The sequence below is a fragment of the Deltaproteobacteria bacterium IMCC39524 genome, from assembly GCA_029667085.1.
Classification (GTDB): Bacteria; Desulfobacterota; Desulfuromonadia; order Desulfuromonadales; family BM103; genus M0040.
On sequence record JARUHJ010000001.1, the window covers coordinates 947,674 to 960,958 of the forward strand.

At 47.4% G+C, this 13,285-nt stretch carries 11 protein-coding genes; 9 read left to right on the forward strand and 2 right to left on the reverse strand.

Going from position 1 to position 13,285, the window contains the following annotated elements; genetic code table 11:
- Nucleotides 1-40 precede the first annotated feature (40 nt).
- From P9J64_04425 to P9J64_04465, 9 genes are all read left to right on the forward strand, one after another.
- Nucleotides 41-1,303 carry a glycosyltransferase family 87 protein gene (locus P9J64_04425; GenBank protein MDG5467563.1) on the forward strand — a complete coding sequence of 421 codons (1,263 nt, stop codon included), beginning with the start codon at nt 41-43 and terminating at the stop codon, nt 1,301-1,303.
- Nucleotides 1,304-1,528: 225 nt separating this feature from the next.
- Entirely contained in the window at nt 1,529-3,184 is a 1,656-nt protein-coding gene (locus tag P9J64_04430) for a hypothetical protein (GenBank protein ID MDG5467564.1), read from the forward strand.
- Between the two features lie 327 nt (nt 3,185-3,511).
- The gene (locus tag P9J64_04435; protein MDG5467565.1) at nt 3,512-4,468 is read left to right on the forward strand and encodes a glycosyltransferase family 2 protein; all 957 of its coding nucleotides are present in this window, start codon (nt 3,512-3,514) and stop codon (nt 4,466-4,468) included.
- Between the two features lie 71 nt (nt 4,469-4,539).
- The gene (locus P9J64_04440; protein ID MDG5467566.1) at nt 4,540-6,024 is read left to right on the forward strand and encodes a hypothetical protein; all 1,485 of its coding nucleotides are present in this window, start codon (nt 4,540-4,542) and stop codon (nt 6,022-6,024) included.
- A gap of 78 nt (nt 6,025-6,102) precedes the next feature.
- The gene (locus tag P9J64_04445; GenBank protein ID MDG5467567.1) at nt 6,103-6,981 is read left to right on the forward strand and encodes a terpene cyclase/mutase family protein; all 879 of its coding nucleotides are present in this window, start codon (nt 6,103-6,105) and stop codon (nt 6,979-6,981) included.
- Nucleotides 6,974-7,987, forward strand: a complete 1,014-nt coding sequence (locus tag P9J64_04450) for a DUF362 domain-containing protein (protein ID MDG5467568.1) — start codon at nt 6,974-6,976, stop codon at nt 7,985-7,987. The genes P9J64_04445 and P9J64_04450 overlap by 8 nt, the downstream gene beginning before the upstream one ends.
- 382 nt (nt 7,988-8,369) lie before the next feature.
- Complete coding sequence (locus tag P9J64_04455) at nt 8,370-8,819, forward strand: TadE/TadG family type IV pilus assembly protein (protein MDG5467569.1); 450 nt, start codon at nt 8,370-8,372, stop codon at nt 8,817-8,819.
- Between the two features lie 177 nt (nt 8,820-8,996).
- Entirely contained in the window at nt 8,997-9,419 is a 423-nt protein-coding gene (locus P9J64_04460) for a TadE/TadG family type IV pilus assembly protein (protein MDG5467570.1), read from the forward strand.
- 28 nt (nt 9,420-9,447) lie between these two features.
- A complete protein-coding gene (locus tag P9J64_04465) occupies nt 9,448-10,818 on the forward strand; it encodes a pilus assembly protein TadG-related protein (GenBank protein ID MDG5467571.1) in 1,371 nt (456 codons plus the stop codon).
- A gap of 152 nt (nt 10,819-10,970) precedes the next feature.
- Here P9J64_04465 and glnA read toward each other — a convergent pair whose 3' ends face one another.
- Both glnA and P9J64_04475 read right to left on the reverse strand, forming a co-directional pair.
- The gene (glnA, locus tag P9J64_04470) at nt 10,971-12,380 is read right to left on the reverse strand and encodes a type I glutamate--ammonia ligase (protein MDG5467572.1); all 1,410 of its coding nucleotides are present in this window, start codon (nt 12,378-12,380) and stop codon (nt 10,971-10,973) included.
- Between the two features lie 68 nt (nt 12,381-12,448).
- On the reverse strand, nt 12,449-12,787 hold the full coding sequence (locus tag P9J64_04475; GenBank protein ID MDG5467573.1) for a P-II family nitrogen regulator: 339 nt from the start codon (nt 12,785-12,787) through the stop codon (nt 12,449-12,451).
- Nucleotides 12,788-13,285: the final 498 nt, after the last annotated feature.

Here is a 13,285-nt window from a genome sequence, read left to right on the forward strand (position 1 = left end):
ACAAGACGATCCTGGTGGAAGTGTCCCAGAGAGAGCATTGATGAGTGCCGAGAGAAACCCTCTTGTTGGGGCGCTGAACCGGCTCACCAAACCACCGTGGCTTACCGGAGCCCTCGCGCTCCTGGCCACACTGAGTATTGCAGTACTCGCATTTCACCTGGCAACCCTACCCCCGATAATGGGATCTGAAGGGAACCCGCAGACCGGGGACTTCCTCGCTTTCTACACCGGCGCCGCCACGATCGCCGGTGGCCACGGTGTGGCCCTTTATGACCTTGACGCACAGCGAACGCTACAAGCCGCGTTGGTCGGAGCCAAGGCAGCGAACTGGCAACCTTACGTTAACCCCCCTGGGTTGGCGATTCTCCTATCACCTTTTGTAAGCTTTGGTTACCACTGGGCGTTCTTCGCATTCGACGCAGCCGGGCTGTTCCTGTTCGCGCTCGCTGTACGGTATCTAGGCTCCGAGATTCCAGCGCTAACGCGCACCTCGGTCGCGGCGTGGACCACGTTTCTCGCAGTGGTCGCCCACCAGGCGGTAATCCACCCTCTGCTCGGCGGGCAGAACACAGGGATAACCTTGTCGCTGCTCGGGCTCGCCTACGTTGCGCACCGTCGCGACAAGCGGGTGTACTTGGGCCTTGTTCTTGGGCTTCTCACGTTCAAACCACAATACCTGCTGGTGCTCGGCCCGTTGATGCTGCTACGCGGGGAATTACTGGCTGTCGGTATCGCCGGTGCAGTCTCGATTGGACACTACGCACTCGGCGCTGTGTTCTGTGGCTGGGACTGGCCACTACGGATGCTTCATACACTGCAAACCTACGGGCCAATCGAGCAGGCCTCCCAAGGAATGAACCATTTCTCGCTTATAGCAACCGCTAGGCACGTGCTACCTGAGCCGTTCAGCGCGTGGGTCGCCGTATTAGGTGTGGGGCTGGTCCTTGCTGTCATGGCGGTACACCTACGTACGCTCGACCGGTCACACCCTGGCTTCCCAGTCGCGTGGGGGATGGTGGTGTCGGGAACGATGTTGGTGAGCCCGCACCTGAACTACTACGACGCCGGTGTACTGGTGCTCCCAGTGCTCTTGGGGCTTGACCATGTGATCGCCCGATACGGGGTGCCCGGCACAGTCTGGCGTGTCGCGCTAGTGGCGCTGTGGGCCAGCTATAACAGCTGGAAGCTAGGGCCGGCCCTAGGCTTCCAACCCCTTGTGCTGGTGCTCGCAGTCGTATTCATCGGTCTTGTTGTAATTCTGCAACGGACGATCCGATCCGAGCCGCACCCCGGCGGAGCCTGAAATCTCAAATTACCGCCAATCAGGTTTACATGAAATACACACTTTTGACTTTAATCTGATGTTGCACTAATTTGACAAGGGTTTATTGATGTATTGCTAGGGGGAGGATGACTTGATCAACACCCCAACAGTTCTAACCGACTGATAGCCCTCTTCTGTCGGCATATACTAACCGGCGATTATTTTTAGGGAAACGGATTGACTGGAAACTGGGGGGCAATTCAGATGGACGACCAGAAAAAATTTCCGACCCACTTAGCTTACCTAAGTTTTTTTATCTTATGCTTTTTCCTAACCATTCCTCCATTCCTGAATGGTTACTGGGTGGCAAACGACATTCTCTACCAACTCAACTGGAATGAGCTATTTCAACAACAACTCTTCGCCGGCGACCTGTATCCTCGTTGGCTGTTTGAATTGTACGGTGGTCGAGGCAGTCCGTCTTTCTACTTTGGTTGCCCTCTGCCATATTATGTATCGGCCTTTTTTGCACTTCTGATCCCGGGTGAACAGAGTTCCTGGTATTCACTTGGCGCATGTTATTGGTTTGCCCTTGCAGTCTCAGCAACTGGTCTGTTCCGTTTATTGACCTGCTATACCAGACCTGGTGCAGCGTACATGGTGACACTCTTTTATATACTGTATCCTTATCACTTAGTGGTCGATCTCTATATCAGGTTTGCCTTTACTGAATTCTTTGCCATTTTCATAGTGCCGTATTTGTTTCTATTCTCACACCAATTGGCAACTGGCAACCGGAGTGCCGCCCCTAAACTCAGTTTCGCCTATTGTCTTCTAATCCTCTCACACATCCCAACGACCTTACTGATATCTCCCTTTATCTGCATTCATTACTGGGTCGTCTCAACGGCGTCCAAAAAGGCATTTAGAATCTGCACCGCCCTTGCATATGGTGTCGGCCTTTCGGCATTCTATCTCGTTCCAGTGTTCTTTCTCAAAAAACACATTGCTATACCGCAATTGTTCTTTGGTCGCTACTATTATGAAAATGCCTTTTTATTGGTTGGAGGCAAACTCTTCCCCGATTGGGCCAACTTCTGGGCTTTGCTGAACAATCTGGCTATGATTTCTTTGGCTCTGGCAATTCTGACGATTGTTGTTCAATCGAAACCAAGCCGTCTGGCATGGTTCTTTTTCCTGACCTGCATCTTGTCCATCTACATGATGTATCCGGTTTCATCGATTGTCTGGCAAGCTCTGCCTCCTCTGCAAATCGTTCAATTCCCGTGGCGTTTTTTTATTGTTCTGAATTTTTTTCTATTCTTCAATCTTGCTTTGATTTACGGAAAACAACTGCCGAAAAGGAATGTTGTTAAAACATCGATGCAAAAATTACTGGTCGCGATTTTAATCGCACTCAGCCTCTTCTCCCTGGTCAGTTGTTATAGGTATTCAGCCACTTCCGTTTCCACTGAAGAAAAGACATACATTGATAAAGCACTAGCAACCGGAAATACGGGGGGGAGTGAAAACCTGCCGAGGGGTGTCTCCGCTACACTGGTTGATGACGTTAACAATAATACATTGACAAGGATTGATCGTCTTTTCGAGGTTACAGATGTCAGGCTAATACAAGCGCCCCGCCTGCAAAACGACAAGATTTACCTGGAAATCATGATGCCAGAACCAGGAGTTCTAAAGTTCAATCAGTTCTATTTTCCAACCTGGCAGTGCATCGATAAAATATCAGGCATTGAAAAGAAAATCGTTAAAACAGCAAAGGGTTTTATGGAGATTGAGCTGGAGGCCGGTGCTTACCACTTGGTTTTCAAGCACAGGATGACCGCTTCCGAAAAGTTCGGCATCGTGCTTTCATTACTGACAGCCGCGGCCCTCATTTGGAGGGCCAGAAGAGTCTGATGCTGCGAAACCTACGAGATGGCGGGATTGATGGTCGTGAGACAGACGAACTGACGATCACAGGCCAGACGGAGCAAAACGTAGGCCACATGAACTTATAGGTTCATCTGGAAAAGCGACCACCCTGAGTCATGAGTCTATTGATGAGTTCAAAAGACTTAAACAAGGCCAATTGACATGCAATATTAAGTATTTATACTTCTAACACCCAATTTTACATGGCTCATAAAGAAACGATACGAAATAACAGCCATGCCAGTGCCTTAATAATGTTATTCTAATTCCAATTTTTCATTTCATCATTTCATGAATTCGGGGAGTCCTGTCTTGCCAGACAATCAAGAATTGAAATTATCGGTTGTTATCCCTGCCTATAATGAAGAAGAAGTTTTGCCGGAGTTTCACAGACGTCTCACTTCCGTTCTGGAAGAGATTGAAGGCGCCTGCGAAATACTCTACGTCAATGACGGCAGCAGTGATCGGACGCTCGAAGTTTTAAATGCTTTCAAAGACCCCCGCGTGGCGATCATCGACCTGAGCCGTAACTTCGGCAAAGAGATAGCGCTAACAGCTGGACTCGACCACGCCAAAGGTGAAGCTGTTGTCGTTATCGATGCGGACTTGCAGGACCCCCCTGAGCTAATCCCAAAATTCATCGAGAAATGGCAGGAAGGTTACGATGTTGTCTATGCAAGACGAACCGCGCGAGACGGCGAAACATTCATCAAAAAGATAACAGCGAAGCTCTTTTATCGTCTGATTCAAGGTGTCAGTCGAGTCAAGATTCCTGAGGACACCGGCGACTATCGCCTGCTGAGTCGCCGATCAGTAGAGGCACTCAAACAGCTCCGCGAAACTCACCGTTTCATGAAAGGCCTGTTCGCCTGGATTGGTTATCCGCAGATTGCCGTCAACTATCGGCGCGACCCACGTTTCGCTGGCAGCACTAAGTGGAACTACTGGCATCTCTGGAACTTTGCCATCGAAGGGATCACATCGTTCACCATCAATCCCTTAAAACTTGCCAGCTACCTGGGATTAACGACTTCAATCGTTTCCTTCACCTACGCCTTGTTTGTTATATACAAAACGCTCGCCTTCGGGGAGCCGGTACAAGGCTACCCTACTCTTATGGTTGTCATCCTTTTTTTGGGTGGGGTTCAGTTGATGAGCCTTGGTGTAATAGGAGAATACCTCGGGCGGATGTTCAACGAGACCAAGCAAAGGCCGCTCTACTTTATAAACAACTTCAGGCCTGCATCATCAGAACTCAAATCGGACTAGTATTTTAAGGATTTCTTACCAGGCTTTTTTTCTCTTAACTTTAAGGTTATTTTTCCCCAAGTATACTAACTATGTCCAAATACCTTCCTGACTTCGCAGGCGCTTTTTGTCTGATGATCTTCCTAGCCTCGCTTGCTACGAAACGTGATGCCCTCTTTAGTGATGGTGACACATTCTGGCACATCAAGGCCGGGTCCATAATGTTGGAGAATCAAAGTCTGATCAACAGTGACACCCTTTCACATACAGCTTTTGGTACACCATGGACAGCACATGAGTGGCTGGCCGAAATCATTATGGCAAGCATACATAATGTTGCCGGACTGGAAGGCCTTCTATGTTTCTTTCTACTTATTTCTTCAATGGCTTTTTGGCTGCTGTTCAAAGCAACAGAAAAATGGGCTAATCAGTGGGTGACGTTAAGTTGCGTCGCTCTGGCTTTCACCTTCAGTCAAGGTCATTTATCGGCACGCCCCCACCTGTTTACCTGGCTATTCATGATGATTACATTGTCAATGCTCACAACTGGAGGGAAAAAACTGTACTGGCTGCCTGTGGTAACGATCGTATGGGCCAATCTCCACGGAGGCTTTATTCTTAGCCTTGTATTACAGATAATTTTCATTGTCGGGATAGTGATTGAAAGCCATTGGGGCATTAAAACCCCCTACCCTGAGACCCTGCGGCAACTGAAAATACCAATATCTGTTCTACTGCTCAGTGTCTTAGCCGTTGGCTTGAATCCTTTTGGATATGAACTTTTGTTATTTCCGTTTCAGGTCTCAAAAGGGGTCTTTTCGGTGATGATCAACGAGTGGAAAGCTCCCAACCTGCAAGAGATGTGGTCCTTTCGCTTTTACCTGGTCGCGCTTGTTTTTCTAATCTCTTTTACCAAAAGTACCGTTACTTGGACGGAACGACTTTTAATTGTTTTTTTCCTCAACGCGGCACTAACTCATATTCGCCACATTAGCCTGATGCTCATAGCTTTGACACCCTTCACTGCCAAGATGATCAACACCCATTTCGATACGTGGCGACTTAAACGAATTGAACACGAAGCAGGGGAACACCTCCAGTTGTCAGCAAAGACAGGCCCCCTGGCAACCATTGTTGTCGTTTTGGTACTTCTCATTTCTAGCTATATCGATCATCGTTCACTCATGTTCCTGACTCCGAAGAAAATGCTTAACATAGAAGCGGAACAGTTGAACCAGCTAGTTGGTTATCTTGACAAAAACCTGCCCACCGGAAACATGTACAACGAATATTCACTCGGAGGCTATTTACTTTATGCTCTCACCCCGCCCCCGAAAGTTTTTATTGACGGTCGAGCGGATATGTATGGTGAGAAGATCCTGTCAGACTATAGTTCAATCGTTTCTTCAAGTTCAAATCGTGACAATCTACTTGACCAATATGGTATTGATTGGGTCGTTTTTGAAGTAAATTCTCAACTGGTAAAGGATCTTATTCAGTCAGGTCGTTGGGAATCCACTTTTAGGAATACTCAGTATGTTGTCCTAGTCAGACACAACGAAGATACCGTTTTGTAAAGAATCGAGGACTTGTTTTTTTTAATACATTATTTCGAGACATCAACAGACAATGATTCTCACGTCTCAGGATTTATAGTGGCGCATTTTGACTACAAGAGAGAAATCTCACTTTTACTTTCACGCTTAGATCACGATGGTGGATTCTCAGAAATCCATGGCGGAGATTTTCGCCCTGATTCAACCGCGTGGGCTATTCTCTGCCTGGATGCTTACAATTCCCATAGTGATATGGCAATAATGGCGCGTGAAAGACTTCGTTCCACTCAAAAGTCCAATGGCAGCATCCCTCTGTCAGCAGACCACCCCGAGGCTTTTTGGCCTACGCTTTCTGGGGCTCTGGCGTTATCCGGCGATTCAGCAAGCAAAGGGGCGCATACAAAGGCTATCGAATTTCTCATATCTACAATCGGCCAACAGAGTCCTAACCTGGAAGATGACGCTACAGGACACGACACCATGCTCCAAGGCTGGCCCTGGATTGACCAGACTCATGCCTGGGTAGAACCGACAGCAATGGCAGTACGTGCTCTCACTGAGGTCGGCCTGACCAATCATGATCGCACTCGTGACGGCATTAAACTCTTGCTTAACCGTCAACTTGCAGATGGCGGCTGGAACTACGGCAACACGACAGTTTACGGACAACGACTCAATCCTATGCCTGGACCAACAGGAATGGCTCTTTGGGCTCTGGCTGACCACATTGAACGATCACAAGTTTCAGGAAGCCTTAAATATTTACAGGAACAACTGGGCAGACTTAAGACTCCTCTCTCCCTCGGTTGGGCACTTAAAGGCCTGTTCTCCTGGGATATTAAGGTTGAGAATGGATATGAGTTGGCTGTTGCCTGCCTGGATCGACAGCAAAAATATGGTTCATACGGCACCTCCCAAGTTGCCATCCTGCTCCTGGCATTGGCCATGCTTGATGTTCAGGAGGCCGCAAATGTTTGAATCGAACAGAGATGGAAACTGCCGTGGCATTACACGTCGCGACCTGCTCTGGGGTATCGCCGGGGGGGTTGCAATCGGGACTGGCATTCATTATCTGTTCCGCCGACCTTCCTTTCCCAATGCAGATGTCTTTATAACCAAGGCGGCAGACTACAACCTGGATCTGAGGAGTCTGATTGCACGTGGTCTTCATGAGCTTGGTGTCTCACCACAGGAAGTGCGTGGAAAGAGAATCTTGCTAAAACCGAATCTGGTTGAAGTGTCTCCTGGGCATGAACATATCAACACTCACCCATTGGTGGTTCGTGGGGCAATTGAAGCGTTTCTAGATCTAGGAGCAGCCAAAGTGTTGGTCGGTGAGGGCCCGGGACACGTCAGCGATACGCTTATGGTTCTTGAAGAAACCGGTCTGGCCGACGTTCTATTCGAAGATCGTATCCCGTTCATCGATCTGAATCATGACAATCTATTCAGTATCAACAACCAGACTGGCTTTAATTCTTTAAAGAAACTGACTTTCCCAGGGACTTTGAAAGATGTTGATTGGATCGTTTCTTTAGCCAAGATGAAGACGCATCACTGGGCAGGAGCAACCCTCTCCATGAAGAACCTTTTTGGTGTCATGCCAGGCGCAGTATATGGCTGGCCCAAAAATGTTCTACATCATCATGGTATTGATCGCTCGATCATAGATATTAACGCAACGTTGAAACCACACTTCGCTATTGTCGATGGAATTACAGGTATGCAAGGAGACGGCCCCATTATGGGAGATCCGATCCAAGCCGGAGTGTTAGTTATGGGAAGAAGCCTACCATCTGTAGATGCGACCTGCTGCCGTGTAATGGCACTCGACCCTAATCGTATTTCGTATCTAAAGGTTGCAGAAAACACGCTTGGCCCAATCCAAGTTCACAAGATCAAACAACGTGGTGAAATCATTGCTGATGTCATGACCGAATTCGCCCTAAGAAGTAATATCCCTGCGCTAAAGCGGTTGATGTGATTAACCACTAGGCAGAAACAGACCCACTCTTTTTGATTTAAAAAAAAACATCTTGGTCATTCTATAATCAAAATGTATATAAAACCCTTAGACCATTAAGGATGGACTCGAGCGACCACCGAAGACAAATAACAGACAACATCTTGTGGTATTATTATGACTAATGTTAAGCAATAAAAAATGGTCATCAAGTTCTCTCCAACCGTTAGCATAATGAACAAACACTAAAATGGTAAGGCACTAGAAAAGTGACATAATTAAAGTATAGTGTTTATATCCAGTCTTTAAAGCTCCTCCTAGCAGACTAAAGTCTTTACATGGAGGGGGTTTAAGTTCTGATTTTCTTAACAACCTTTGAGTTGAACCCGCCCTAGGGGAGCGCATGAATAGCATCAACAAGGAAAACCTGGAACGTGGAGCGATCATTGTAGAGTTCGCAATTCTCCTGCCTTTTTTTCTGCTCTTGGTGATTGGCATGATTGAATTCGGCTTGCTTTTTTACAACCAGCAAGTAATCACCAATGCCAGTCGGGAGGGCGCCCGTGCCGGTATTGCCCGCATTGCTAAAGACAGTGATGGAAATGACTTTGTATTAAATGAATCAGATATCGATGACATCATCGACAACTATTGCTATGAACGTATGATAACCTTTGCTGCGGTGTTGCCAGACCCAGAAACCTCTGCTCCCAACTTGGGGGGACTCCCAGGAGGCCCACTCACCGTAACCACAAAGGTTGAATATACTTTTTACTTCCCTGGGCTTCTCGGCTTCGACACAAGCATACAATTGGATGCGGAAACGACAATGGATATGGAGCTTAGCCTTTAGCACAACAACTAGTGTTCGTTACACAACTGAGACAAAGAGGAATCAACTTTGTTGGACAGGGTAAACACGGGATAAGCGAGTCTGAGATTCGTAGCGACGGCCATAAGCCACTGTTTAGAAGTGCCTAAACTAACGAACAATGAATACACTTTCGTGACAAACAATACAGGGGACCTCATGAAGGGGATACAACTTCGAGAAGAGCGCGGTGCAGCAACTGTTGAGTTCGCGGTGATCGCAGGAATCCTATTTTTGATTGTGTTCGGAATCATAGAATTTGGCCTACTTTTGTTTAACCAGCACATACTGACAAACGCCAGCCGAGAAGGCGCCCGTGCCGGAGTAGTGATGAGGTCGCCGCGTTTGAGTGACGAAAAGATTAGAGATGAAGTCAAACATTATGCACAAAATCATATGGTAACCTTTGCTCCACCAAATGTGGACTGGCCTAACGGAGACGATTTCTCGGTGTCACCGGCAACACGTGTTGGCAATATGTTCGGCCAGGAATTAACCGTCACCGTAAAGTACGAATTTGATTTTCTTTTTTTCCCGTGGAAACCAAAATTAGAAGCAACGACCCGTATGCGCATGGAGTAAAACCAGTTAACAACTGAGGGAGCTAAAGATGAGAAACGATCATAATGAACCTCTAAACCGTGCTAAATCAAGAGGCAGCGTACTGGTTCTGACAGCCTTTCTATTGACCTTTTTTATCGGAATGGCCGCATTGGCGATCGACATTGGCTACCTGAGCACGACCAAAAATGAGTTGCAGAATACAGCCGATGCCGCCGCTTTGGCAGGAGCGGGATACATAGGGAGAATTTACAGCTCCCTTCCCGTTGCTGACCAGGCAGGGCACACATTTACTAAAAATGCCATATACACTGTCGTCAATTCTGCGGCTTTGGAGAATAAGGCTGCCGGGTTAGATGTTACTATCATTAACGATGAGTTTGACGTCAAAATTGGCACATGGAATCAAAACTTGTGCAATCAATTTACAGATGATTGTTCAGGTGATCCAGCACTCTTTACTGGTGACATTGAACCTCTGCCACAAGACCCTGGTGCGACTTATACAACGCCCACTGCAGTCTCTGTGATTGCCCGCAGAGACACAAAAGCAGGTTCCGACAAACCAATTAGCACCTTTTTTGCCGGGGTACTGGGTATCAACGAACTGCCCACGTCAGCTATAGCCGTAGCATCGCTCAGCGGGCCGGGAACAATAGCCGAGGGAGAACTGATCCTCCCCTTTGCCCTCTCCGAACATGCGTTCCCTGATTATTGTAACGATTTTATTGAATTCTCTCCAACGACTGCGAGTTGCGCTGCCTGGCACAATTTTTTCGATCCGATCAATGCCTCCAACATGGAGAGTAAACTCTTGGGTTTCATTGAGGGAAACGGCGATGATGATGGTGGCTCTTGCGAACATTGCGGTGACTGTGAAACTTGCGGCCAAAGGATCCTGCCATCTGGGCCGGAGTGGCTGGCAACGAACTTTGATATCAATCCCGCTCAATATCCTGAAGAAGCAGTAACTCCCGCGGCTGAGGCAAGTGTAGATTCCTTTAATTTTCAGGGGGGCGATATCGCAGCACTCTTCAACGGCGGATACTTTGACGTGAATTATGACGGCGCAACCGGAACTGTTTTAGGTCAGGATAGTAAGCCGGCTCCGCTCTTTGCCTTGTTCGATTACTTTAGATATAGAGATGGTGATGATCATGATGACCGGTGGACGACAACTATTCCTGTATATCAAGATCTAACAGTACAAGATGAAAGTAACGATACGCCAGAGTGTGACAACGCAAACGACAACCGATTGATCGTTGGTTTTGCAACTATTATTGTGTATCAACCTTTTCCACCTCCAGCGACAAACATCAACGTATGGGTCGATTGTGAGTTTAAAGCTGTTGACGCCAGAGGAGGTGGAGGGACGTACGGCAATACAGTGGGAAGTGTCCCACAACTGGTCAAGTAAATTCGATGAAGAGTCTCTTGTTAAATTCAAGAGATTCATCTGACAAAAAAATTCCCCCCAAATAATAACACTTGGGGGGAATTTTTTATCCAATGAAAGCAAAAGGCCTACTGATTCAGGTTTTTGCATTTCGCTAAAGAGGAGATTTCGACTTAGCAGTCGAAGTAAAGCGCAAACTCTTCAGGGCAAGGCCGCATACGCACAGCGTCAACCTCTACTTCACGCTTGTAAGAAATCCACATATCAATAACATCCTTGGTGAAGACATCGCCCTTGAGCAGGAAGTCGTGATCAACTTCCAGACAATCCAAAGCTTCATTCAAGGTACCAGCAACACTTGGGATATCTTTAAGCTCTTCAGGTGACAAGCCGTAGATGTCTTTGTCCAGAGGCTGACCTGGATCAATTTTGTTCTCAATACCATCGAGACCGGCCATCAACTGCGCAGCAAATGCCAGGTACCCGTTACAACTAGGATCAGGCGTACGGTACTCAACGCGCTTGGATTTCGGGTTGTCGGTTACAGGGATACGCAGCGACGCCGAACGGTTACGGTTCGAGTAAGCCAGGTTGACAGGAGCTTCGTAACCGGGGACCAAGCGCTTGTAAGAGTTGGTGGTCGGGTTAGTGAAAGCACAGAGAGCCTTGGCGTGCTTCATGATGCCACCGATATAGTACATGGCCATCTTGGAGAGGCCACCATAACCATCGCCGGCGAAGAGGTTTTCACCATCCTTCCAGAGCGACTGGTGGCAGTGCATACCGGAGCCGTTGTCACCAAAGACAGGCTTGGGCATGAAAGTGACGGTCTTGCCATTTGCGAAAGCGACGTTCTTGATGATGTACTTGAACCACTGAAGGGTATCACCCATGCTGAGCAGGGAATCAAAGCGCATATCGATTTCAGACTGACCACCGGAAGCAACTTCGTGGTGAACGGCTTCGATGGTCATGCCGACGCTTTGCAGCACTTCAACCATCTCGTTACGCAGATCGACCATAGAGTCGGTCGGGGCACAAGGGAAGTAACCTTCCTTGTGGCGAGGCTTGTAGCCGAGGTTAGGGAACTCCTCACGACCGGTGTTCCAGATCCCTTCAACAGAATCTACAGAGTAAAAAGACTCGTTGGCCGTGGACGCGTAGCGAACGTCATCAAAGATGAAGAACTCAGGCTCAGGGCCAAAGTAAGCTGTGTCAGCGAGACCGGTAGACTTCAGGTATGCTTCAGCTTTCTGGGCGATGAAGCGAGGATCGCGGGTATAACCTTCCTTGGTAATCGGGTCAATAATGTTACAGATCAGACTGAGGGTTGGAACCTTAACAAAAGGGTCGACCTTGGCAGTACTTGGATCGGGCATGATCAGCATGTCCGAGTTATGGATCGGCTGCCAGCCACGAATTGAAGAGCCGTCGAAACCGATACCTTCTTCAAAAGTATCTTCACTGAACTCAGCGAGTGGCGTGGAAAAATGCTGCCAGATACCTACGAAATCGAGGAATTTATAATCGACCATCTTGCAATCATTATCCTGGGCAAATTTGACTACTTCTTGTGGGCTCATCGTGTTCACCTTCTCCTTTTAGGGATTACTATTAGTGTAACAATTGATTAGATAAAACAAACAGCTATTTACAGGGCGTCATCACCCGTTTCACCTGTACGAATCCGAACAACTTCATCGACGGGAGTCACGAAAATTTTACCATCACCGATCCGACCGGTTTTGGCAGATTCGCCGATCACCTCGACAACTTTAGCAGTCATTTCGTCAGCGACAATAATTTCCATTTTGATCTTGGGAATAAAATCTACCACGTATTCTGCGCCGCGGTACAATTCGGTGTGGCCTTTCTGACGGCCAAAGCCTTTAACCTCACTGACCGTGATTCCCTGGATACCGATCTCATTCAACGCTTCCTTCACTTCATCCAGCTTGAAAGGTTTGATGATGGCTTCGACTTTCCTCATAGTATTAGTGCTCCTCAATCGATTTGGTATGTAGCTTTTGGCTAGGAACGAACAATATCCAATTCACACGGCTTTAGACAATAGCAAATTTCTTGCCCAAATTATTAGCAAACCTCCAAATACACCTAAGCCACTGATTTTATGTGACTTAATAGCAATAAAGAGTTGACCAAAAACATCTCTGTGGTAAATACAGGTGCATACAAATAAAGCAAAGGCACTCCTCGTTGCACACCTTTTGTGCAGAGGAACTTTGCGGTGTTAGTTTATCTCCTGTGCAACACTCTCAGCTCAGGTGTATTACTAAGAAAAAGGTTATCACAAGGTGCAGGTATATTTCAGAGTCTACACCCTTACCTTTTGGCCCTGTGCGAGCAGACACGCAGACTGAATCATCTGCACTCTTCAACCCGGGGGTTTCAATATTCTCGTTTAGCAAAAGCATTGATGCCCCTCCACAACTGAAACTCAAAAGATACAGAGCAGAAATTTACCAAT

Coding starts and splice junctions, on each gene's coding strand:
- P9J64_04425 (MDG5467563.1), top strand. CDS start 41: ATGAGTGCCGAGAGAAACCCTCTTGTTGGGGCGCTGAACCGGCTCACC.
- P9J64_04430 (MDG5467564.1), top strand. CDS start 1,529: ATGGACGACCAGAAAAAATTTCCGACCCACTTAGCTTACCTAAGTTTT.
- P9J64_04440 (MDG5467566.1), top strand. CDS start 4,540: ATGTCCAAATACCTTCCTGACTTCGCAGGCGCTTTTTGTCTGATGATC.
- P9J64_04450 (MDG5467568.1), top strand. CDS start 6,974: ATGTTTGAATCGAACAGAGATGGAAACTGCCGTGGCATTACACGTCGC.
- P9J64_04455 (MDG5467569.1), top strand. CDS start 8,370: ATGAATAGCATCAACAAGGAAAACCTGGAACGTGGAGCGATCATTGTA.
- P9J64_04460 (MDG5467570.1), top strand. CDS start 8,997: ATGAAGGGGATACAACTTCGAGAAGAGCGCGGTGCAGCAACTGTTGAG.
- P9J64_04465 (MDG5467571.1), top strand. CDS start 9,448: ATGAGAAACGATCATAATGAACCTCTAAACCGTGCTAAATCAAGAGGC.
- glnA (MDG5467572.1), bottom strand. CDS start 12,380: ATGAGCCCACAAGAAGTAGTCAAATTTGCCCAGGATAATGATTGCAAG.
- P9J64_04475 (MDG5467573.1), bottom strand. CDS start 12,787: ATGAGGAAAGTCGAAGCCATCATCAAACCTTTCAAGCTGGATGAAGTG.